The organism is Massilia sp. CF038 (assembly GCF_900129765.1).
GTDB lineage: Bacteria > Pseudomonadota > Gammaproteobacteria > Burkholderiales > Burkholderiaceae_D > Telluria_A.
In genome coordinates, this window is record NZ_FQWU01000002.1 from 1628646 (window position 1) to 1649628 (window position 20983).

The 20983-nt window shown below is 61.6% G+C and carries 24 protein-coding genes; 10 read left to right on the top strand and 14 right to left on the bottom strand.

Annotated elements, in window-relative coordinates; translation table 11 throughout:
- Positions 1-41 precede the first annotated feature (41 nt).
- Complete coding sequence (locus BUC24_RS17695; protein ID WP_073219115.1) at positions 42-701, bottom strand: DUF2625 family protein; 660 nt, start codon at positions 699-701, stop codon at positions 42-44.
- Positions 698-1648, bottom strand: a complete 951-nt coding sequence (gene puuE / locus BUC24_RS17700; protein ID WP_073219118.1) for an allantoinase PuuE — start codon at positions 1646-1648, stop codon at positions 698-700. The genes BUC24_RS17695 and puuE overlap by 4 nt, the downstream gene beginning before the upstream one ends.
- A gap of 103 nt (positions 1649-1751) precedes the next feature.
- Here puuE and uraH point away from each other — a divergent pair, with 103 nt between their 5' ends.
- The 10 genes from uraH (at position 1752) to BUC24_RS17750 (ending at position 11176) form a co-directional block, all read left to right on the top strand.
- Entirely contained in the window at positions 1752-2105 is a 354-nt protein-coding gene (gene uraH, locus BUC24_RS17705; RefSeq protein ID WP_073219121.1) for a hydroxyisourate hydrolase, read from the top strand.
- A 67-nt stretch (positions 2106-2172) separates the two neighbouring features.
- A complete protein-coding gene (locus BUC24_RS17710; protein ID WP_073219124.1) occupies positions 2173-2733 on the top strand; it encodes an ATP-dependent Clp protease proteolytic subunit in 561 nt (186 codons plus the stop codon).
- Positions 2734-2838: 105 nt separating this feature from the next.
- Entirely contained in the window at positions 2839-4128 is a 1290-nt protein-coding gene (locus BUC24_RS17715) for an HlyC/CorC family transporter (RefSeq protein ID WP_073219127.1), read from the top strand.
- 238 nt (positions 4129-4366) lie between these two features.
- Positions 4367-6058, top strand: coding sequence for a type IV-A pilus assembly ATPase PilB (gene pilB / locus BUC24_RS17720; protein WP_229448274.1), 1692 nt, complete (start codon positions 4367-4369; stop codon positions 6056-6058).
- A gap of 7 nt (positions 6059-6065) precedes the next feature.
- Positions 6066-7289, top strand: coding sequence for a type II secretion system F family protein (locus BUC24_RS17725; protein WP_073219132.1), 1224 nt, complete (start codon positions 6066-6068; stop codon positions 7287-7289).
- Positions 7290-7398: 109 nt separating this feature from the next.
- Positions 7399-8277, top strand: a complete 879-nt coding sequence (locus tag BUC24_RS17730) for a prepilin peptidase (RefSeq protein ID WP_073219136.1) — start codon at positions 7399-7401, stop codon at positions 8275-8277.
- Positions 8278-8281: 4 nt separating this feature from the next.
- Positions 8282-8929, top strand: a complete 648-nt coding sequence (coaE, locus tag BUC24_RS17735) for a dephospho-CoA kinase (RefSeq protein ID WP_073219139.1) — start codon at positions 8282-8284, stop codon at positions 8927-8929.
- Between the two features lie 65 nt (positions 8930-8994).
- Entirely contained in the window at positions 8995-9750 is a 756-nt protein-coding gene (gene zapD / locus BUC24_RS17740; protein ID WP_073219142.1) for a cell division protein ZapD, read from the top strand.
- 16 nt (positions 9751-9766) lie between these two features.
- A complete protein-coding gene (gene yacG / locus BUC24_RS17745; protein ID WP_073219145.1) occupies positions 9767-9949 on the top strand; it encodes a DNA gyrase inhibitor YacG in 183 nt (60 codons plus the stop codon).
- A gap of 93 nt (positions 9950-10042) precedes the next feature.
- Positions 10043-11176 (top strand): sensor histidine kinase, encoded by a 1134-nt coding sequence (locus tag BUC24_RS17750; protein WP_073219148.1) that lies wholly within the window; start codon positions 10043-10045, stop codon positions 11174-11176.
- Positions 11177-11588: 412 nt separating this feature from the next.
- Here BUC24_RS17750 and BUC24_RS17755 read toward each other — a convergent pair whose 3' ends face one another.
- From BUC24_RS17755 to BUC24_RS17810, 12 genes are all read right to left on the bottom strand, one after another.
- Positions 11589-12860 (bottom strand): D-amino acid dehydrogenase, encoded by a 1272-nt coding sequence (locus BUC24_RS17755; protein ID WP_073219151.1) that lies wholly within the window; start codon positions 12858-12860, stop codon positions 11589-11591.
- A 40-nt stretch (positions 12861-12900) separates the two neighbouring features.
- On the bottom strand, positions 12901-13302 hold the full coding sequence (locus BUC24_RS17760; protein WP_073219154.1) for an NUDIX domain-containing protein: 402 nt from the start codon (positions 13300-13302) through the stop codon (positions 12901-12903).
- Positions 13299-14174 (bottom strand): ATP-binding protein, encoded by an 876-nt coding sequence (locus BUC24_RS17765; RefSeq protein ID WP_073219157.1) that lies wholly within the window; start codon positions 14172-14174, stop codon positions 13299-13301. Before BUC24_RS17765 ends, BUC24_RS17760 begins: the two co-directional genes overlap by 4 nt.
- A 4-nt stretch (positions 14175-14178) precedes the next feature.
- Positions 14179-15417 carry a bifunctional glutamate N-acetyltransferase/amino-acid acetyltransferase ArgJ gene (gene argJ, locus BUC24_RS17770; RefSeq protein WP_073219159.1) on the bottom strand — a complete coding sequence of 413 codons (1239 nt, stop codon included), beginning with the start codon at positions 15415-15417 and terminating at the stop codon, positions 14179-14181.
- A 71-nt stretch (positions 15418-15488) separates the two neighbouring features.
- Positions 15489-16382, bottom strand: coding sequence for a hypothetical protein (locus tag BUC24_RS17775; protein ID WP_143167557.1), 894 nt, complete (start codon positions 16380-16382; stop codon positions 15489-15491).
- A gap of 165 nt (positions 16383-16547) precedes the next feature.
- Complete coding sequence (locus BUC24_RS17780; RefSeq protein ID WP_073219165.1) at positions 16548-17297, bottom strand: hypothetical protein; 750 nt, start codon at positions 17295-17297, stop codon at positions 16548-16550.
- A gap of 76 nt (positions 17298-17373) precedes the next feature.
- Entirely contained in the window at positions 17374-18120 is a 747-nt protein-coding gene (locus tag BUC24_RS17785; protein ID WP_073219167.1) for a hypothetical protein, read from the bottom strand.
- Between the two features lie 42 nt (positions 18121-18162).
- The gene (locus tag BUC24_RS17790; protein WP_073219170.1) at positions 18163-18522 is read right to left on the bottom strand and encodes a hypothetical protein; all 360 of its coding nucleotides are present in this window, start codon (positions 18520-18522) and stop codon (positions 18163-18165) included.
- A complete protein-coding gene (locus BUC24_RS17795) occupies positions 18519-18881 on the bottom strand; it encodes a DUF192 domain-containing protein (RefSeq protein WP_073219173.1) in 363 nt (120 codons plus the stop codon). The genes BUC24_RS17790 and BUC24_RS17795 overlap by 4 nt, the downstream gene beginning before the upstream one ends.
- The gene (locus BUC24_RS17800; protein ID WP_073219176.1) at positions 18878-19600 is read right to left on the bottom strand and encodes a TadE family protein; all 723 of its coding nucleotides are present in this window, start codon (positions 19598-19600) and stop codon (positions 18878-18880) included. The genes BUC24_RS17795 and BUC24_RS17800 overlap by 4 nt, the downstream gene beginning before the upstream one ends.
- The gene (locus BUC24_RS17805; protein ID WP_073219179.1) at positions 19597-20100 is read right to left on the bottom strand and encodes a tetratricopeptide repeat protein; all 504 of its coding nucleotides are present in this window, start codon (positions 20098-20100) and stop codon (positions 19597-19599) included. The genes BUC24_RS17800 and BUC24_RS17805 overlap by 4 nt, the downstream gene beginning before the upstream one ends.
- A gap of 9 nt (positions 20101-20109) precedes the next feature.
- The gene (locus BUC24_RS17810; protein ID WP_073219182.1) at positions 20110-20982 is read right to left on the bottom strand and encodes a type II secretion system F family protein; all 873 of its coding nucleotides are present in this window, start codon (positions 20980-20982) and stop codon (positions 20110-20112) included.
- Between the last annotated feature and the right edge of the window lies 1 nt (position 20983).

Consider the following 20983-nt stretch of genomic DNA (forward strand, 5'->3'; position numbering starts at 1 on the left):
CGCCATGACTCTACCCAAACCGGCCGCTAATGGACAGCGTTTTATCCAGCTTCGGGCGGGTCACTTAGTTGCTCGCTGAAAGACATGTTCACCGCATATTGCTCAGCCACGGAAATCAAGCGGCGCGATCGCGGACTCGGCGGTTGCGTGCTCAAGAACAATGGTGGAACGAAGTTGTAGCATTTATCGCCATGCACCGCCCCAACCTCCGCCTCCCATCCTTCCCAGTAATGTCCCGCGTAGAATTGTTTCAACGCTCCACTCATGGCCCACTCCACGAAGCTGCTGTAGCCGAAGCCGCATGCTTCCCATTCCAGGCTGTCCGGCGCCCAGTAAAACACGCTGCCGATATCGTCGCCAAAGGCGCCACCGTTCAAGGCAAAAAAGCCGCCAATGACGTCGTCAGCAACCAACAGGAAGCTGGCAGACCGGTCTTCATTCCAGTCGACCAGATTGCGCAGCAACGCAGGGTGGCCTGAACCAAGAATTCGCAGCCAGCCATGGTCCACCAGTAAGCCGCCGGTCTCGTAGGCTGCGGTGCCGAGCAAGGAATGGGTCGTCACTTGCAGCTCCAGCAGAATGCGCTGGCGCTCCTCCGAAGGGGGCAGCAGTTCGCACCGGACGCCCGCTTGCGCAATCCACGACTGCAGAAGCGGCAGCGCCGGATCCCCCTTGTCAACAAGTGCATCGATTGTTTTCATGTGCGTTCAGGCGACACAAATGGATGGGTGGCACGCCAGTGCCGCGCAATATCGATGCGGCGCGTGATCCACACCTTGTCGTGGCTTTGCACATAATCGAGAAAGCGCGCCAGTGCGGCCGCGCGCGCCGGGCGTCCGACAATGCGGCAATGCAGGCCGATCGACAGCATCTTCGGCTGGTTCAGGCCGGCCGGGTCGCCTTCGGCGTACAGCACGTCAAACGCATCTTTCAGATAGTCGAAGAACTGGGTGCCGGAGTTAAAGCCCTGCATGGCAGCGAAGCGCATGTCGTTGGTGTCCAGCGTATAGGGCACGATCAGCTGTGGTGTAACGCCGCCAGCGTGCTGCACCGGCTGCCAGAACGGCAGGTCGTCGCCGTAGTAATCGGCGTCGTACTCAAAGCCGCCATGCTCAACGACCAGGCGGCGCGTGTTGGGCGAATCGCGGCCCGTGTACCAGCCTGCCGGCGCACTGCCCGTCAAGTCGCGGATGATCTGCACTGCTTCGGCCATATGGGCGCGCTCGGTGGTTTCGTCCACGTTCTGGTACGAGATCCATTTCAAGCCATGGCACGCAATTTCGTGGCCCAGTTCCTGAAATGCGGCTACCGCTTCCGGGTTGCGCTTGAGCGCCATCGAGACCCCGAACACCGTGAGCGGCAACTTGCGATCCTCGAACATCCGCAGCAAGCGCCACAGCCCGGCGCGGGAACCATATTCATAGAGCGATTCCATGCTCATGTGACGGGCGGGGAAGGCTTGTGCGCCGATGATTTCGGATAAAAACGTCTCCGAAGCCGGATCGCCATGCAGAATATTGTTTTCGCCGCCCTCTTCATAATTAAGGACGAATTGCAGCGCCACGCGGGCTTGCCCTGGCCATTGCGGGTGAACGGGGCTGCGGCCGTAGCCGACTAGATCGCGTGGATAATTATCGTAAGTGGTCATGGGCAGAAAGGGCGTTAGGTATATCAGCCATCATATATTGACCGCCACACAACAGTATATGATTCCCACCATATTCAGATCACCCCAGCCATATAGGACCATCATGGGAAAACTCAGTACCCACGTGCTCGACACCACGCAAGGCAAGCCTGCTGCTGGCGTGCACATCGAACTGTATCTGCTTGACGGTGCCCAGCGCACCCTGGTCACGCGCGCCGTGACCAACGCCGACGGCCGCTGCGGCGCCCCCCTGCTGGAAGGCGAGACCATGCGCGCCGGCCGCTACGAACTGGTGTTTGCCGCCGGCGATTACTTTGCTGCCCAGGGCATCGACTTGCCCGAACCGCGCTTTGTTGACCGTGTGACGATTGCCTTTGGCATTGCCGCGCCAGACCAGAATTATCACGTGCCGCTGGTGGTCACGCCCTGGTCCTACTCGACCTACCGCGGCAGCTGAGCGCAGCAGAACCCGTCAAAAGCGAAAAGCTTGCTATGCTTTCCTGGTAGAAGCCCCGGGAGAAAAAATGTCTTTGCACATCGTTCACTTCATTGGCCCGATCAACCATGCCTCGGCCTGCACGGTCCGCAACCTGTGCCTGCAGGCGCTGCAGAGCGGCGCCAGCGAAATCGAATTGCATATGTCCACCGAAGGCGGCAACATGACTGCCGGCTTCGCGCTCTACTTTTTCCTCAAGTCGCTGCCGCTGCCGCTGACCACCTTCAACGTGGGCAGCGTCGAGTCCGTTGGGGTGGTGATTTTTCTGGCGGGCAGCAAGCGCTACGCCTGCCCGGGCACCCGCTTCCTGGTCCACCCGCTGCACTGGGGGTTCGGCTCGCTGGTGGCAGCCGACCATTCACGCGTGAGCGAATGGCGCGACTGCCTGGATTTCGACGCTGAACGGTATGCCAGCATTTTTGAAGATGCCACGCGTGAAGCCGGCATCAAGGACGATATCCGCACCAATCTGTTTGGCAATGCCCGTATCTTCGATGCCGAGCAGGCACTAGCCGCAGGCATCATTCACGCGGCACAGCAGGCGCGCCTGCCAGCCATGGGCGAAACCTCGCACTGGTGGAATGGCTAGGCCGGACATGGTCTAACTTGCACTGCAACTGTGCTTGCCTTAAAATCGATCACTCTGCGGCTGCCATGGTTGGCGCTGCCCATGCAAGTTTCTCTACGGTGAGCCTTGGATACCGTACCACTCTGGGTGCTTGTCGCCGCACTCATCTTCCTGATTTTCTGTTCAGCCTTTTTCGCCATGGCGGAGACGGCGCTCATGGCGGCCAACCGCTATCGCCTGCGCAGTCTGGCCAAGCGCGGCTTTCGCAGCGCGGCCACCACCTTGTGGCTGCTGGAGCGCACTGATCGCCTGCTGTCGCTGATCCTGATTGCCAATACCCTGGTCAATGCCCTGGCCACGGCGGCCGCCACCGCGATTGCAATTTCCTTCTTCGGGCTCGACTACAGCGCCATTTTTACCGCGATTGCCGTGATGGCCTTCGTGCTGATCGTGTTTGGCGAAATCACGCCCAAATTCATTGGCGCCAGCTATCCGGAGAATTTGTCACTGGGCGCCAGCACCCTGCTCAAGCCCTTGATGGCCGTCGGCGCGCCGCTGATCTGGTTCGTCAACCTGTTCGTGCGCGTGGTCTTGCTGGTACTGGGCGTGCGCCCTGCCAACGCAGCCCAGCAGCACCGCGTCTCGCCCGAGGAATTGCGCGCGATTGTGCTGGAAGGCGGCAATTTCATTCCGCAAAAGCATAAAAGTATCCTGCTGAACTTGTTCGACCTGGAAACCACCAAGGTGGACGACATCATGACCCCGCGTGCGCAGATCGAGGCGCTCAACCTGGCCGTGCCAGTGGAGGAGATCAAGCGCCAGCTGACCACGTGTTATCACAACAAGCTGCCGGTGTACGAAGGCGAGATCAACCAGATTCTCGGCATCCTGCATGTGCGCCACGCGGTGGCCCTGCTCAATGAAGAAGAGCCGCTGACGGTGCAGCACTTCCGCGACCTGCTCAGCACCCCATACTATATTCCCCAGGATACCAGCGTATTTACACAACTGCAGTATTTTCAGGAAAACAAGGAACGCCTGGGCATCATCGTCGACGAATACGGCGAAGTGCAGGGCCTGGTGACACTGGACGACATTATTGAAGAAATGATCGGCGAATTCACCACCTCGGTTCCAGGCGCGGCCCGCAGCGAAAGCTTCGACTGGGACGTGCGCGGCGAGTGCCTGCTCGAGGGCAGCACGGCCTTGCGCGATATTAATAAGCGGCTCGACCTCGACTTCCCGCTGGACGGGCCGAAAACCCTGAACGGTCTGATGCTTGAGCAGCTGCAGGATATCCCCGACGCCCCGATCGCGCTCAAGATCGGCGGTGTGGTGATTGAAGTCATCCAGGTCAAAAACCAGGCGATTAAAGTTGTCAAATTGCAGCGACCGTTAACAGCACGCTACGCCTGACTCCCCCCTGACGGCACAATGCAACATTTCGTGACATTATGACTACGTGGTAAGCACGCCTCAGCTGGAGGTCTTCTCCTGCGAGTAACCCTTTACAAATGTGATGCTCAGAGGCATGATCCAAGGCAGTCGGCTGTTCTGGTAACCGCTGGGCGGCGCCTTTGCCGTTTTCTCACTCTTTTTAAAAACGCTTTCAACTATGGCAGCAGTCCTTCCGAACGCGGCGTCAGGTAACCCAATGTCCGGCTTGGCGCGTGCGCTGATGCAGGCTGGGCGTCTGAACGTCCAGCAGGCTGACGCACTGCAAAAGAAAGCGCAGATCGACAAGAGCGCCTTCATTGACGCGGTCATTGGCAGCGGCACCATGGACGCCCGCTCGCTGGCGGCTTTCTGTGCCGAAACCTTCGGCTACCCGCTGATGGACCTGGCCGGCTTCAGTATGGAATCGTTGCCGGCGAACGCGATCGATAACAAGCTGATGCAGACGCAGCGCGTGATCGCCCTGGCCAAGCGCGGCAACAAGATGTCGGTGGCAATCTCGGACCCGACCAATACGCAGGCGCTGGACCAGATCAAATTCCAGAGCGAAGCCCAGGTGGAGCCGGTGATCGTGGCCCACGATGTACTGCTTGCCTGGCTGAACAATCTGGGCAAAACGGCCGAGCAGAACATCACTGAAATGATGAGCGGCGACGAAGAGGACATTACCTTCGCCGACGATTCCTCACCGGCCGCGGCCAGTGAGCAGGCGCAGGCCGACATTGAAGACGCGCCGATCGTCAAGTTCCTGAACAAGATTCTGATGGACGCGATCAATCTGGGCGCCTCCGATATCCACTTCGAACCGTTCGAAAAATTCTACCGCATCCGTCTGCGGGTCGACGGTGTGCTGCGTGAACACGCCCAGCCGCCAGTGTCGATCCGCGACAAGCTGGTCTCGCGCATCAAGGTGCTGGCCAAGCTCGACATTTCCGAAAAGCGGGTGCCGCAAGACGGCCGCATGCGCCTGGTGCTGTCGCCAGTGAAGACGATCGATTTCCGGGTCAGTACCTTGCCGACCCTGTTCGGCGAAAAGACCGTCATGCGTATTCTGGATGCCACCCAGGCCCAGATGGGGATTGACGCGCTGGGTTACGATCCGGACCAGAAAGAATTGCTGCTGGACGCCATTCAGCGTCCTTACGGAATGGTGCTGGTTACGGGCCCAACCGGTTCCGGCAAGACGGTGTCGCTGTACACCTGCTTGAACGTGATTAATAAACCGGGCATCAATATTTCGACCGCGGAAGACCCTGCCGAGATTAACTTGCCCGGTGTGAACCAGGTGAACGTGAATGACCGCGCCGGTCTGACCTTCCCGGTGGCCCTGAAGTCCTTCCTGCGCCAGGATCCGGACATCATCATGGTCGGTGAGATTCGCGACCTGGAAACGGCCGACATTGCGATCAAGGCCGCGCAAACCGGTCACATGGTGTTTTCCACCTTGCACACCAACGATGCGCCGTCGACCCTGACCCGTTTGATGAACATGGGCGTGGCGCCATTCAATATTGCATCCTCGGTCATCATGATTACCGCGCAGCGCCTGGCGCGCCGCCTGTGCACCTGCAAAAAACCGCTCGAGACCTCGCGCGAGATCCTGCTGGCGGCCGGCTTCAAGCCGGACGAGCTCGAGGGCAACTGGAAGCCCTACGGTCCGGTCGGCTGCGACCGCTGCCTGGGCGGCGGCTACAAGGGCCGGGTGGGTATTTACCAGATCATGCCGATTACCCCGGCCATTGAAAAAATCATTCTCGCTCACGGCAACTCGATGGAGATTGCCACCCAGTCGGAGCTGGAAGGCGTGAAATCCTTGCGCCGTTCGGGCCTGATGAAAGTGAAACAGGGCTTGACCAGCCTGGAAGAAGTACTCGGCTGTACCAACGAATAGGAAATTTATGGCAACTGCACCACCAAAAACCGCCGCCACCAAGGAAGCCATCTACGCCTGGGAAGGCAAGGACAAGACCGGCAAGATCGTGCGCGGCGAGATTCGCGCCGGCGGCGAGGCCATCGTGAACGTCACCCTGCGTCGCCAGGGCGTGATGGTCACCAAGGTCAAGAAAAAATCCATGCGCAGCGGCCGCAAGATCACCGACAAGGATATCTCGGTCTTCACGCGCCAGCTGGCCACGATGATGAAGGCGGGCGTGCCGCTGCTGCAATCGTTCGACATCGTCAGCAAAGGCCACTCGAACCCATCGATGGCAAAACTGATTCAGGACTTGCGCGGCGATATCGAGACCGGTACCAGCCTGAACAACGCGTTCCGCAAATACCCGCTGTATTTCGACCCCCTGTTCTGTAACCTGGTGGGCGCCGGTGAACAAGCCGGTATTCTGGAAGACTTGCTGACCCGTCTGGCGGTCTACAAGGAAAAAACGATTGCCATGAAGGCCAAGATCAAGTCGGCGCTGATGTACCCGATTTCGATTCTGGGCGTGGCGTTCGTGGTCACGGCCGTGATCATGATCTGGGTGGTGCCTGCGTTCAAAACCGTATTCACCAGCTTTGGCGCCGATCTGCCGGCACCAACCCTGTTCGTGATGGCCATTTCCGACTTCTTCGTTGAATGGTGGTGGGCCATCTTCGGCAGTATCTTTGCCGGTCTGTACTTCTTCTTCCAGAGCTGGCAACGCTCGGCCAAGATGCAGCGCACCATGGACTTGCTGCTGCTGCGTCTGCCCATCTTCGGCACGGTGATCCGCAAGGCCGCGATTGCACGCTGGACGCGCACCCTGGCCACCATGTTTGCCGCCGGCGTGCCGCTGGTGGAAGCGCTCGACTCGGTCGGTGGCGCGGCTGGTAATGCGCTGTACCTGGAAGCGACCAAAAAGATTCAAAACGAAGTATCGACCGGTACCAGCCTGACCATGGCCATGCAAAACGCCAATGTGTTCCCGCCGATCGTGACCCAGATGGTCGCCATTGGTGAAGAATCCGGTGCGCTTGACTCGATGCTGGGCAAAGTGGCCGGCTTCTTCGAAGATGAAGTCGATGAAGCAGTCGCCGCCCTCGCCTCGCTGATGGAACCGCTGATCATGGTGGTGCTGGGCGTGATCATCGGCGGCCTGGTGGTCGCGATGTACCTGCCGATCTTCAAGCTGGGCGCGGTGGTCTGACGGCAGCAGCGTCGACGTAACGCAACAAACGCAGTAAGATCGCCCTCGCGCAGGCTAGCCTGTTCGGGGGCGATGTGCTTTCAAGCGGACCTTAACCAAAACGGATTCCATGGACCAGTTTCTTTTTGCAGCGCCTTTCAGCGCGCTCCCGACCTTTGCCGCCGCCTTGTTCGGTTTGCTGATCGGCAGTTTCCTCAACGTGGTCATCCACCGCATGCCCAAGATGCTGGAGCGCGAATTTGAAAACGCCTGCGCCGAACACGTGGGCAAAGAGCCAGTGCATACCGATACCTATACGCTCTCGGTCCCCCGCTCCGCCTGCCCCCACTGCGGCCACAAGATCACGGCCCTGGAAAATGTGCCCGTGATCAGCTACCTGGTCTTGCGCGGCAAGTGCCGTGGCTGCAAGGCGCCGATTTCGGCGCGCTACCCGGCCATCGAACTGCTGTCGGGCGTGACGGCGGCCTGGATGATCTGGCAGTTTGGCAGCGGCTGGGCCGGCCTGGGGGCGGCAGTCTTCGGCCTGATGCTCATTGCCATGACCTTCATCGATCTCGATACCCAGTACTTGCCGGACGATCTGACCCTGCCGCTGCTGTGGCTTGGTTTGCTGATCAATATCCGCGGCGCATTTGCCACGCTGCCCGACGCCGTGCTTGGCGCCGCCGCCGGTTACCTGGTGCTGTGGGGCGTGAATGCCCTGTTCAAGCTGGTCAGAAAGATGGATGGCATGGGTGGCGGCGACTTCAAGCTGCTGGCGGCGCTGGGTGCGTGGATGGGCTGGCAGATGCTGCCCGCCATCATCCTGCTCTCGTCCGTGGTGGGCGCCGTGGTTGGCATCAGTCTGATGATGTTCGCCGGCAATGGCCGCGACACCCGGATTCCCTTTGGCCCTTACCTGGCTGGGGCCGGCATGCTGGCCCTGCTGTTCCGCCCGGAAATTGCCACCCTGATGGGCATGTATTTCAATCCCGGCCAGCCGGTCTGAGCCGATGCAGAGCGCGCCTCCTGCCCGTTTCAGCGTCGGCTTAACCGGCGGCATTGGCTGCGGCAAGACCACCGTGGCCGATATGTTTGCCGAGCTGGGCGCGGCCCTGGTCGATACCGACTTGATTGCCCATGCCCTGACCGCGCCGGGCGGAGCCGCCATGGCCGACATCGTGACCCAGTTCGGGCCCGGCTATGCCGACCCCAGCGGTGCCCTGGAACGGCGTGCCATGCGCGAGCTGGTGTTTGCCGATGCGGGCGCCCGCCAGCGCCTGGAAGCGATTTTGCATCCCCGCATCCGTGACGAAGCGCTGGCCCAGGCCGCGGCAAGTCGCGCCCCGTACGTCATCTTTGTGGTGCCGCTGCTGATCGAATCGGGTACCTGGCGCGCACGCGTGACACGAGTGCTGGCCATCGATTGTCCCGAAGAAATGCAAGTGGCGCGCGTCATGGCCCGCAACAACTTGTCAGAAGAGCAAGTTCGCGCCATCATGGCCACCCAGATTTCGCGTGCCGACCGGCTGGCCGCAGCCGACGACGTGGTGAGAAATGACAGCGGGCGCGAGCAGTTGCGACCCCAAATTGCCCTTTTACACGAGAAATATCTGGCTTTTTCGGATAGATTGTCACGATTGCCAAGCGAGCGTTTGTAATTTTGCTTCTCTTGGTTCAAAATCACGTGATTCTCCTCCGGCCCACAAAGTAAAGGGATGTCATTTTGATCGTCTACGAATACCCTTTCAACGAGCGCATACGCACGTTGTTGCGGCTGGAAGACCTATACGAAAAATTCAAGTTCTTTGTCCACCAAGAACATGCGATGCAACATCACGTTGCCCTGGCCACCATTTTCGACATGCTCGAAGTGGCTGGCCGCGCTGACCTCAAGTCCGATCTGCTGCAAGAGCTGGAGCGCCAGAAGCAGTCGCTGCTCAGTTACCGCTCCAATCCGAATGTCGCCGCCGACATGCTCAACGCCGTGCTGGCCGAGCTGGAAACCGTCAGCGCTGCCCTGGTGGCAGCGCAAGGCAAGACCGGCCAGAACGTGCGCGACAATGAATGGCTGATGAGCATTCGCGGCCGCACCATCATCCCTGGCGGCGCCTGTGAATTCGATCTGCCCTCCTACTACGCCTGGCAGCGGCGGCCGGCCGAACAGCGCTTCAATGACATCATCAACTGGTTTGCCCCGCTGGCGCCCCTGTTTGACGCACTGGCCCTGGTGCTGCGCCTGCTGCGCGACTCGGGTGGCCCGGTCAAGATGATTGCCATCGCCGGCAGCTACCAGCAAATGCTGCAAGGCAAGGTTTACCAGATGCTGCGCCTGACCCTGGACGACAGTCTGGGCGCCATTCCAGAAATATCCGCCAACAAATACATGCTGTGGGTTCGCTTTACCACCCAAGGCGGCGACCTGAAACCGAAGCCGCTGGAAGACGACGTTCCATTCGAACTCACGCTGTGCAACTTCTAACGCTGTGAGTCACGCTATGCCAGTTGTAAATTGCCCTACCTGCCAGAAAAAAGTCGAGTGGACCGAGGCAAACAAGTTCCGTCCCTTCTGTTCCGAACGCTGCAAGCAGATTGACCTTGGTGCCTGGGCCGAAGAAAAGTACACCATCCCCGGCGCGCCGGCGGACGACGACCTGATTCCTGACCAGGATAACCTGTAGTCACAATTTTTCGTGGTACTTGCGGGCGATCGCATACAATGGGATCCCCGCCATGTGCCAAGGAACTGCCGTGTCCGACACCGGAACGCGCCCATGAGGCTCGACCAATTCATCGATGACAGCATGGATGCCATTCTGGCCGAATGGGAAGCCTTTGCCGGCACTCAGGCGCCGGCTGCCGACCAAATGAGCCCGCTGGCCCTGCGCGACCATGCGCGCCAGATCCTGAGCGCGATTGCGCTCGATATCGGCACCTTGCAAAACGACGAAGAACAGCTGGCCAAATCGCAGGGCCTGGCGCCGGATGCGGCCAGCGGACAAAGTGCCGCCTCGATCCATGGCGCGCTGCGCCAGGCCAGCGACTTTTCCCTGCTGCAGCTGTCAGCCGAGTTCCGCGCCCTGCGCGCGACCGTGCTGCGTCTGTGGCTGCCGCACGTAAGCCAGATGAATGCCCAGGCCGTACAGCACATGGTGCGCTTCAATGAAGCGATCGACCAGGCGCTGGCTGAATCGGTGGTCACCTATTCGGCCAGGGCCGACCACACGCGGGAACTGTTCCTGGCCATTTTGGGGCACGATCTGCGCGCGCCCTTGTCAAGCATGACTACGGCTGGCGACTTGCTGTCGCAGGTGCGGCTGGAACCGGCCAAGGTGGCCGACATTGGCCTGCGCGTCAAGCGTGGCGCCCGCCTCATGAGCGCAATGGTGGAAGACTTGATCGGCTACACCCGCACCCAGCTTGGCGCGGGCATGCCCACCATCCTGCAGGCGGCCAACCTGCGCGCCATCGGCCAGGCTGCACTGGACGACGCCAGCGCCACCCATCCCGCCACCCGCTTCGACATGCAGGCCGAGGGCGTGCTGGACGGCCAGTTCGACGGCGTGCGCATGCAGCAGCTGCTGACCAATCTGCTGGTCAACGGTGCCCAGTACGGCACCGAGGCGCAGCCGGTGCGCCTGCGCCTGACTGGCAGCGCGGCCGACGTCACCATCGCCGTCACCAATGACGGCCCCGTGATTGCGACCGAGTCGCTTGAAACGATCTTCAGCCCGCTGGTGCAACTGCCCGGCGTCGATCCGGATGCGCGCCCGCGCACCAGTCTGGGACTGGGTTTGTTTGTGGCACGTGAAATCGCGCTGGCCCATGGCGGCAGTATCCACGCCGCCTCGAGCGAACAGGCAGGCACCGTGTTCACGGTGATCCTGCCGCGCACCAGCGCCGCCTAAGTCGCCACCAGGGTGCGGGTTTTCAAGCCCAGTGCGCCGCCCAGCGCCAGCAGTTCGCTGCAAATCCTGCTTGACCATTACCGCCAGCCAGGCGTCGTCGGTGTCAAAGACGACGACCTGGTAGCTGCGCTATTAGAGGGGGAACGCTGTGCACGCGTGCTATAGCCCCCCGCCTGCGCGAAGGCGATGTGCCACGGCCTGCGGCCCCAAAACATCGTCCTCGCGAAGGCGGGGACCTATACCAAGGTCGAGCTTGCCACTTAAGCTATTAGTGAGCCGCCCAGCTGGGAAAACCCGGCAGCAGCAATTCTGCTCAAACAGGGCCGAAGCGAGCTCGCCGAGCTCCGTGATTTTGCGTGGCTTGCCCCTTTGCCTGAAATACCAAACACAGCGTTCCGGCCGACCAAGTGGATCACGCATGGGCGCTGCCCGCTGCATAGCGGCTCATGCTCAAGCCTTCCATGCTGATGTCGGGACGGCGGCCCCCGACCAGATCCGTCAGCACCCGCGCCGAGCCGCAGGACATGGTCCAGCCCAGCGTGCCGTGGCCAGTGTTGAGATACAGGTTGGGGTACGGCGTGGCGCCAATGAGCGGCGTGCCGTCCGGCGTCATGGGGCGCAGGCCGCACCAGAATTTGGTCTGGGACAGGTCGCCCCCGTGCGGATACAAGTCCGATACGGCGCGCACCAGGGTGGCGCGGCGCTTCTCGCGCAAGCTCTTGTCGTAGCCGGTCAGTTCAGCGGTGCCACCGACCCGGATCCGTTCGCCCAGGCGCGTGATACCAACCTTGAAGGTTTCATCCATCACGGTCGACTCGGGCGCGCCGGCTGCATCGATCACGGGCATGGTGATGGAGTAGCCTTTGACCGGGTAGACGGGGATGCGCACGCCCAGCGGCGCCAGCAGCAGCGGCGAGAAGCTGCCCATGGCCATGACGTAGGCGTCGGCGCGCAGCAGGCCGCTGGAGGTGGCCACGCCGCTGATGCGCCCTGCTTCGCTGTGCAGCGCTTCAATGGTCAGGTCATTGCGAAACACCACGCCCAGCTGCGCTGCCATGGCCGCCAGCGCCTGGGTGAACTTGAAGCAGTCGCCTGTTTCATCGTTGGGCAGGCGCAAACCGCCAAGCACCTGGCCGCGCACCCGCGCCAGCGCCGGCTCGACCTGCTCGCAGCCGGCCACGTCGAGCAGCGCGTACGGCACCCCGTATTGCTTGAGAACGGCGATGTCATGCGCTGCCTCATCGACCTGGCGCTGATCGCGGAACACCTGCAAGGTCCCCTTGCTGCGATGGTCGTATTGCATGCCGGTGGCCGTGCGCAGTTCGACCAGACAGTCGCGCGAGTACTCGGCCAGGCGCACCATGCGCGCCTTGTTGACCGCATAGCGGGCCGGGTTGCAGTTGCCCAGCATTTGCCACAGCCAGCGCCACATGGCCGGATCGAAGCGTGGCTGGATCACCAGCGGGCTATGCCGGGCCAGCATCCAGCCCAGGGCCTTGGCTGGCACCCCGGGCGCGGCCCACGGCGCGGCCATGCCGGGCGAGATCTCGCCAGCGTTCGCAAAGCTGGTTTCCAGTCCGGCTCCGCTCTGGCGTTCGATCACGGTGACCTGATGGCCCGCTTTGGCCAGGAAATAGGCGGAGGTGGTACCGACTACCCCGCTGCCCAGAATGATGATGTTCAAAGGCGTCCTTTTGATTCAAGCTGTCAGCAGCCGCATTGCGTCAGTAGCGTAGTTGGTCCAGCCATTCCAGCAAGGGGATGGTGGCAGGCAGCAGCGGCGTGACCCCGACCGTGCCCTGCCACGCGAACGCTTGTCCTTCCAGGCTTTGCGGCTCCCCTTGCCACGCATGGCTGATGAAAAAATGCAGGCGCACGTGGGCGTGTTCGTACACGTGCTCCACGCCGCACCATTCGCTCGCCTCCAGGATATGGACGCCCAGCTCTTCGACGAATTCGCGCTTGAGCGCGTCGAGAATGGCTTCACCCGGTTCCACTTTACCGCCCGGGAATTCCCAGTAGCCTTGGTACGGCTTACCGGCGGGCCGCTGACCGAGCAACACGTCGCCGTTCGGTTTCATCAGGATGCCGACCGCGACATCGATTGGTGGTTTGGTGTCGCTCATGGCGCCATCTTGCCCGCGTAATCCTTGGCGAACTGCCAGGCCACCCGCCCCGAGCGCGAGCCGCGCGCCAGCGCCCAGCGCAAGGCGTCACCGCGGGCAGCGTCGATTTGCTGCGCGGTGCAGCCAAAGCTGGCCAGCCAGTGGGCCACGATGCCAAGATAGTCGTCCTGGCGGAAGGGGTAGAAGGACAGCCACAGACCGAAGCGCTCGGACAGCGAAATTTTTTCTTCCACTGTTTCGCCCGGATGCAGGTCGCCATCGGCAGCATGCGTGTAGCTGGCGTTGTCGCTCATTTTTTCCGGCAGCAGGTGGCGCCGGTTGGAGGTGGCGTAGATGATCACATTGTCGGACTGCGCCGCGATCGAACCGTCCAGCGCCACCTTGAGCGCCTTGTAACCGCGCTCGCCTTCTTCGAACGACAGGTCGTCGCAGAAAATCACAAAGCGCTCGGGGCGGCCGGCCACCAGGTCGACAATGTCGGGCAGTTCGGCCAGGTCGTCCTTGTCGACTTCGATCAGGCGCAAGCCGTCGCCGGCAAACTGGTTCAGGCAGGCCTTGATCAGCGACGATTTGCCGGTGCCGCGCGCACCCGTCAGCAGCACGTTGTTCGCCGGGCGGCCCTGCACGAACTGACGCGTGTTCTGTTCGATCTGCTGCTTTTGAGTCGCCACGTGGTGCAGGTCCGACAGCGCGATGGGCGAGGCATGCATGACTGGCTGCAGATAGCTGGCGCCGCCGGCGGCGCGCTTGCGCCAGCGGAAAGCAACGCTTCGCTTCCAGTCGGGCTCACGCGGGTGGCTGGGCGGCAGCACCGCCTCCACCCGTGCCAGCAGCGTCTCGGCGCGCTGGAGGAACTGTTCGAGCGGCGTCATGGCATTACGAACGGTAGTCGGCGTTGATGGTCACGTAGTCATGCGACAGATCGCAGGTCCAGACGGTGGCCACGTTGGCGCCACGTCCCAGCTTGACCCGCACCGTGATTTCGCTCTGGCGCATCACGCGCTGGCCGTCCGCTTCCTGGTAGGCCGGATTGCGTCCGCCGTTCTTGGCCACCAGTACATCGTCGAGGTACATATCGAGCTTGCTGACATCCAGGTCGTCCACGCCGGCGTAACCGATCGCCGCCAGGATCCGGCCCAGGTTCGGGTCCGATGCGAAGAAGGCGGTTTTGACCAGCGGCGAGTGGGCGATCGAGTACGCGATCTTGCGGCACTCTTCCACCGTGTCGCCCTCTTCCACCGTGATGGTGATGAACTTGGTGGCGCCTTCGCCGTCGCGGATGATTTGCTGCGCCAGGTTGCGCGCAATGTCGGTGACGGCGCTTTTCAGTTCTTCGTATTCGGTGCCGGCGGCGTTGGCAATGGCCAGGCTGCCTGTACCGGTAGCGATCAGCATGAACGAGTCGTTGGTGGAGGTATCACCATCGATGGTGATGCAGTTGAACGAATGGTCGGCCGCATGCTTGACCAGCTCGTCGAGCACTTCCTGCGACACCTTGGCATCAATGGCCAGGTAGCCGAGCATGGTGGCCATGTTCGGCTTGATCATGCCGGCGCCCTTGCTGATGCCGGTCATGGTCACGCTGTGGCCGCAAATATCGACCGTGCGCGAGGCTGCCTTGGGCTGGGTGTCGGTGGTCATGATCGCTTCGGCGGCATTGAACCAGTTGTCCTGCTTGAGGTTGGCAATCGCGTCGGGCAGACCAGCCACGATTTTGTCGACCGGCAGCGGCTCGAGAATCACGCCGGTGGAAAACGGCAGGATCTGCTGGGCGTCGCAGCCGAGCAGCTTGGCCAGCGCAGCGCAGGTGGCGTGGGCGTTGACCATGCCCGGCTCGCCCGTGCCAGCGTTTGCGTTGCCGGTGTTGACCACCAGCGCGCGGATCGGCTTGCCGCCATTGCCCACGGCAGCCAGATTGGCCTTGCTCAGCTGGACAGGCGCGGCGCAGAAGCGGTTTTTGGTGAATACCCCGGCCACGGTGGCGGTGTCGGCCAGCTTCATGACCAGCACATCCTTGCGGCCCGGCTTTTTGATGCCCGCCTGGGCATAGCCGATTTCGATACCGCCCACCGGTTTCAAATCGGCGGCGACTGGCAGGGGGGAATTGACGGCCATGGTGTTTTCTCTCGCAGGTAAATGGAAGCGGTTATTGTACCGCTTGCCAGCAAAGCGTGGCCCGCGTCCCCTCAGCCGGCCGGACGGCTGCAGTCGAGTTCGACACCATCATCGCCGGCCGCCATCAGGCTGTGGAAATGGCCTTCGCCGTCCAGCTTGATATTGAATTTCTTGCCGTTGGTGTAAGCGACATGGTAGTTCAGTCCCTTGCCGGGACCGGCACTGACCATCTCCAGCTGCAAGCCGCTGCCAAAGGCGAAGCTGCGGGACCCGACGGTGACGCCGGCAGGGTCGATCTTGATGCTTTGGGTACTGCGCGCGAGGCCGCCTGTGCCGCACGCGCCGGTCGACACGCCTTGCCGGAAAAAGCCCTCCACCAGCGGCCACAACGGCGTGTCGCGCAGAGGGGTCGGCACCGCGCCGCTGCAGCCAATCGCCTTGCCCACGCCGGTCAGGTGCACGCTTTCCTGGTCGGCTGAATTGCGCGCGAACGACCAGTCCGGTTCCGTGCTGGCGGCCATGGCCATTGCCGTGCTCGGCTTGCCATTTTCGAACAGTCGCGTGATGGACAGGCCATCGGTCGACGTGCGCAAGTCAAGTTCCAGGCCAGGTGCCGTGGCCAGGCCAGCAGCATTGACTTGAATGCGGTCCTTGCCGCTGGCGGCGACCATTTGCATGCTGTCCTTGTCGCTACCCTGGGCCAACTGGCAGCTGCTGCCGAAACTGCCGCTCAACAAGGGCAGCAGCACGGCGGTATAGCGGGCCACCACTTTTGCTTCCGCAGCATTCGCCTCGGCCATGCTGCGCTCTTCTTCGGCGCGCTGCGCCGCTTCGTCTGCGGGCGCGGCGCTGGCGGCGGATGCGGCAGGGCTGGCGTCGGCGTCGTTGTTGTTGCGGCAGCCAGCGAGCACGGTCAGCAGCGTCAGCAGGGTCAACAGGCGCAGAGGGAGGGGTAGGGTTTTCATTGGTTTCCAGTCTAAATAAATTTTGAATCACTTCATCGGCCTTGCGCTGGTGTCAAGGCAGGCCCACCGGGTTGAACAGCGCGGAATTGACTTCGGCATCGAGCTGCGCTCACGCTGGCGCCGGCCAGCAACAGCGCGGCGCGCAGGCGCGCCAGTGCCGGCAGTCTATTTACACGCATTGCCAATCCGGGTCCAGATCTGGCGCGAAGCGCCGTGCATGGTGGGATTGCCGGGCGCCATACGGGCCAGTGCGGTCTGGATCGCCGCCTTTTCTTCAGGATCGGTGGTGTTGTTCATTTCCTCGCGCATGTGCGCAATCGTGTCAGCGTACTGGGTGTTCCTCTCTTTCTGCATGGCCGGCAGCTGGGCCAGCTGCTGCCTGGCTTTGGCGCGCTCTTCGGCAGTGGCGCCATGTTCGGCCTGCTGCTTGAGGATCATCTCCATGCCCGCCATGCTGGGGGCGGCACCTGTGGTGACCATGGTCACATCGTTGACGTATTCCCAGCGGTCCTTGTCGAGCTGACGAATGGTCAGGCGGATGTTCATGGAAGGACAACTGGCGCTCGTAATCCAGCCATCCTTGATGGCCGTGGTGGTTTGCCCGGTGCAAGCCTGGGCCTGGGGCGGCAAGGGCACGCCGCCCTTGGACGGCTTGATGCAATGGGTGACGGGAGCATTGCCCTTGAACTGGCGCTCCACTTCCCGCTTGCCATCTTTCCACACCGCGGTGGTGTCACCGTTGGCGCCGTCCGTGGTCGAGCGGACCTGAGTGGGGTTGCCGGCGAATTGCATGGTACCGTCGAAGTCGATGCGGTACAGGCCAGGGGGTGGTAGCTCGGCGGCGTGGCCATAGGATCCCAGCGCGCCCAGCACGGCGCACACCAGCAGGCGAGGCAAAAAAATAGTTGCACGCATTGACTGCTCCTTTAGTACGGCGTTCAGGACGAAGCCCGTCCCGACGCCAGTATCCATCGTTTCCGTGCGCCAACTATTAGCGCAGCGGCCCGGTAAACCATGCCGGGTTCGCCTTGCCCAGCTCAAGCTGCTCCGGCTCGACAATGCGCACACCGGAATGCGAACTGAGAAGTTCGTCAACCAGATAAGCGCTGATCAGACGCCCGGATTCAAGGCGCAAGTCCTGCCCCTTGCCCGCGTCGACAATGCATTCATCGGCCAGCACGCCTGGAATTCGTCGCGTTGAACCAGGGGCCAGACATTTGAGGGCGATGCCGCGCATGGTACGCGGCGCCGTAAATTCCGACGCGTCCCGGCTGCGGTAAGACGCCGGGTTGACGGGCACGCGCTGCACCGGCGACGCCACGCCGTCACGATCGATACCAACTTGCTCCTGATATGTGGCAAAGGTTCGTGCCAGGGTGCTCGTTGAAGTAATCATGGTGCGGCATTGCGAGGCTTCGGTGTATTCCTCCATCTCAACGAGATAACTTTTCTGACGGAAATAGAACGCCTTGCCGTCGCTCGCATAGGTGGTTCGATCAATCACGAAATCGGGCGGCATGGTCAGGAACGGGACCGATGGGCGGCCCAGCAGTTTTTGCGTCTCGACGCAAAGGGCGTGCACACCGCGCAGCATGCGTGTGTAGTCGCTCAACGATGCCGGCCGGCTCACCGTCGTCAAGGTGTAGGCAATTGTCGCCGGGGCGCCAGCGGCATACGTCAGCGGCAAAAGCAGCAGACATGCCAGGGCGGCGCGGACCTGAAAGGCTTGGTTCATCATGTTGTCGTTCCGTCCGCGCCATCGCGCCGCCGTGCGCAGCGCTTAGCGTACACCACTGAGTTCACGTGTCAGCGCCGCCAGGTTGGCATTATGTCGGGCAATGATATCGGCCGCTGCTTTTTGCAAACGCGCCGTCTGCAAGGCTTGCTGTTCGCTTGCCATTTCCTGTTCGAGGATGGCGCGCCGGCCACCATCGAGCTCCTTCTGGCGTTGCTTGCCAACGGTGGGGAAGGCAGCCGGGCTATCGTTTTGCATCACTCTCGGCTGCGCCTGCTGGCCTGTCTGCTTGGGCGGTACATTGCTGATCACCATCAGCCCGGACCCAGCCTCGACATGCTTGAAGACTTCGGCGTGCGCAGACGATGCCAGGCACAGCGCCAAAAAGGCGAAACGCGCGCTCATGAGCGCACCAGCTGCGCTGCGGCCAGTTCTGGAATGCACTGACCTACCATCAAGCCAGCCAGACGCGCACGCCCACTGGCCATTTCCAGACAAGCATGGGCATGCCTGGCCGCGCTGGCGCGCCATGGGCGTACGGCCGGATGAATGGCCAGGATCTGCCCGTCCTTGCTTAAAAATACCACGTCGATCGGGAAGCGCATGAAGAAGGTATGCACATTTGAACACGGCATCAGCAACAAGGCTTCATCGTGGCCGATCGCGCTCCGCCCCAGCAGGCCCACCAGGCGCGTCCAGAAGTGCCGCGCCAGCCGGACATTGAGTCCCAGCACCTGGCGCCAGTTTGCGTGGTCGCCGCTCATCGGACGTTGGCCTGGATCGGCGGTACGGTCATGCGCACCACCGCTTGCGAACGGATCAGGATCGCATTGTTGAGGTAGCAGTCCTGGGCCGCGGCGTCGAAGCGGTCGAACACATTGCGCAAAGTCGAAATAATCATGGTGTCAATGATCGGCACCACCATGCGATAGCAATAATTGGCCTCGATCTTGAGCAGCAAGGCATCCGATCGCAGTTGGCCTGACCTGCTGCCGGCCGCGTTATTGGACATCAGATTTTCGACGGGAATGATGCGCTGGCGGTCCGAGGCACGATTAATGCCGAAGTCGTCAAATGCGGCCCGGCGTGGATTGAGAACGATAATCCGGTTGCCCACCGGACTTAAAGCCCATTCTTTGGCCGCCGCCAGATAGGCGCCCGTGGTCACGGTACCGTAGTTGTTGGACACATCGACAAAGTCATTGCCGCCGACCCGTTCCATGCCATGCGAGGCGTACAGTGGCAAAATCCCCTGCAAGAATGCATTGCGCATCTCGCCGGGATTGATGCCCGATGCGGCCCCGGCCCGGGCCGCGTTCAGGGCCGCGACGTTCACCGTATTTTTTGCCACCATAAACAAACCCAGCTGCAAGATCCCCATCAGCAAGGGAACCAGGACCCAGAAAGCGATCAGGTAGAACTCCACGGTCGCGGCGCCACGCTGGCGCGCCGTCGCCGTCGTTGGGGCGCCGCGCGCCATCATTGCGGCCGTCCGGCAGACGAACTGAGTGCAGGCGCAGGCGACGGCATGGCCTGTTCGACGTCACGCAGCAGCGATTGCAGCGCAGCCTTGTTTTCGGCTGCGACCTGCGGGCTCAGCACAGCCTGGTTGGCGGCGCTGCGGAACTGCGTCAAATGGGCCAGCGCCAGATTGGCGTGTGCCTTGGTCATGCCCGGATCGAGCCGCAGCACATGTTCGAACGATTGCTGCGCCGCGTTGTTCTGCCCCAATTGCAGGTACAGGGTACCGAGCCGGTACCAGGCATGCACATTGTCCGGATAAGCCTTGACGATACGCACATACAGACGGACCGCTTCGACCCGGTTACCGGCGCCAATTTCCTGCTCGGCTTGCGCACCTACCTGGGCCATTTCCGCCAGCGACAGAACCGGCGACTCCACCGGCGGTGGCGTGGCGCATCCCGCGACCAGGCCGCACAGCAGCAGCACAGCGGAAATACAGGTCAGTTTCGATTTCAACATATTGCCTCGTTAATTAAATGCATTCATCATCTTGATGCCGATCGGGAAGCCGATCACCACAAAGGTGCATGGGAAAATACAAAGGATCAGGGGGCCCAGCATCTTCACGGGCGCTTCCATGGCCAGCTTCTCTGCTTGCGAAAAACGTTCATTGGTGCGCTGGTTCGACTGGGCGCGCAAAACGGTACCCAGACTGGCGCCGGTTTTTTCGGCCTGCACCAGGGCGCTGATGAGGGAACTGACAGCCGCGTTATCAAGCCGTTCCTCCAGCATGCGCAGCGCATCAATGCGGTTACGGCCAGAGCGGATTTCGCGCAGCAGGCGCGCGAACGCCCGGCGCAAGGCATTGTCCGGCGTTTTTTCGACGGCGATGTTCATGCCCACAGTCAGATTGCAACCCGATTCGATGGCCAGTGTCAGCATGTCCAGGAAAGTCGGCAAGTTCTTCAGAATTTCGATCTCGGTGCGCTTGACGCGGTCGCGCATCCAGATTTCCAGGTAGTAGAAGCCAAACGCGAAACCGAACAAGGGAATCATCACACTGCGCGAGCCCACCCAAAGTCCGAGCAAGGCAACCGTGGCACCAATCAGCAGGGCGTACACCACCTTGGCACCAAACCATTGCTGCGGTGACAGCGCGTAGTCCAGTTCGACCTTGCGCAAACGGCGGATGGTCTTTTCGCGATATTCCACCGACAGGCGCGGGCCGACGTAGTGGGTCACCACCTCGATCAGCGGCCACACGCGCGAGAACGCTGCAGGCGGCTTGTCCGAGTAGGTCCGGTCTTCGGACTTGACGGCCGTGACGATGCGGTAAGCGAAGGCCAGCATCATCATGATGGCTGCCGCGAACAGCGCGGCTAATGCATAAGTTTCAAACATG

What these genes read in the sequence shown, in the direction of transcription:
- argJ (WP_073219159.1), bottom strand. Translation starts at nt 15,417, where the DNA reads ATGGCCGTCAATTCCCCCCTGCCAGTCGCCGCCGATTTGAAACCGGTG.
- BUC24_RS17725 (WP_073219132.1), top strand. Translation starts at nt 6,066, where the DNA reads ATGGCAACTGCACCACCAAAAACCGCCGCCACCAAGGAAGCCATCTAC.
- uraH (WP_073219121.1), top strand. Translation starts at nt 1,752, where the DNA reads ATGGGAAAACTCAGTACCCACGTGCTCGACACCACGCAAGGCAAGCCT.
- yacG (WP_073219145.1), top strand. Translation starts at nt 9,767, where the DNA reads ATGCCAGTTGTAAATTGCCCTACCTGCCAGAAAAAAGTCGAGTGGACC.
- puuE (WP_073219118.1), bottom strand. Translation starts at nt 1,648, where the DNA reads ATGACCACTTACGATAATTATCCACGCGATCTAGTCGGCTACGGCCGC.
- BUC24_RS17810 (WP_073219182.1), bottom strand. Translation starts at nt 20,982, where the DNA reads ATGTTTGAAACTTATGCATTAGCCGCGCTGTTCGCGGCAGCCATCATG.
- BUC24_RS17695 (WP_073219115.1), bottom strand. Translation starts at nt 701, where the DNA reads ATGAAAACAATCGATGCACTTGTTGACAAGGGGGATCCGGCGCTGCCG.
- BUC24_RS17765 (WP_073219157.1), bottom strand. Translation starts at nt 14,174, where the DNA reads ATGACGCCGCTCGAACAGTTCCTCCAGCGCGCCGAGACGCTGCTGGCA.
- pilB (WP_229448274.1), top strand. Translation starts at nt 4,367, where the DNA reads ATGTCCGGCTTGGCGCGTGCGCTGATGCAGGCTGGGCGTCTGAACGTC.
- BUC24_RS17750 (WP_073219148.1), top strand. Translation starts at nt 10,043, where the DNA reads ATGAGGCTCGACCAATTCATCGATGACAGCATGGATGCCATTCTGGCC.
- BUC24_RS17785 (WP_073219167.1), bottom strand. Translation starts at nt 18,120, where the DNA reads ATGATGAACCAAGCCTTTCAGGTCCGCGCCGCCCTGGCATGTCTGCTG.
- coaE (WP_073219139.1), top strand. Translation starts at nt 8,282, where the DNA reads ATGCAGAGCGCGCCTCCTGCCCGTTTCAGCGTCGGCTTAACCGGCGGC.
- BUC24_RS17795 (WP_073219173.1), bottom strand. Translation starts at nt 18,881, where the DNA reads ATGAGCGGCGACCACGCAAACTGGCGCCAGGTGCTGGGACTCAATGTC.
- BUC24_RS17730 (WP_073219136.1), top strand. Translation starts at nt 7,399, where the DNA reads ATGGACCAGTTTCTTTTTGCAGCGCCTTTCAGCGCGCTCCCGACCTTT.
- BUC24_RS17780 (WP_073219165.1), bottom strand. Translation starts at nt 17,297, where the DNA reads ATGCGTGCAACTATTTTTTTGCCTCGCCTGCTGGTGTGCGCCGTGCTG.
- BUC24_RS17800 (WP_073219176.1), bottom strand. Translation starts at nt 19,600, where the DNA reads ATGATGGCGCGCGGCGCCCCAACGACGGCGACGGCGCGCCAGCGTGGC.
- BUC24_RS17805 (WP_073219179.1), bottom strand. Translation starts at nt 20,100, where the DNA reads ATGTTGAAATCGAAACTGACCTGTATTTCCGCTGTGCTGCTGCTGTGC.
- BUC24_RS17790 (WP_073219170.1), bottom strand. Translation starts at nt 18,522, where the DNA reads ATGAGCGCGCGTTTCGCCTTTTTGGCGCTGTGCCTGGCATCGTCTGCG.
- BUC24_RS17760 (WP_073219154.1), bottom strand. Translation starts at nt 13,302, where the DNA reads ATGAGCGACACCAAACCACCAATCGATGTCGCGGTCGGCATCCTGATG.
- BUC24_RS17775 (WP_143167557.1), bottom strand. Translation starts at nt 16,382, where the DNA reads ATGAAAACCCTACCCCTCCCTCTGCGCCTGTTGACCCTGCTGACGCTG.
- BUC24_RS17710 (WP_073219124.1), top strand. Translation starts at nt 2,173, where the DNA reads ATGTCTTTGCACATCGTTCACTTCATTGGCCCGATCAACCATGCCTCG.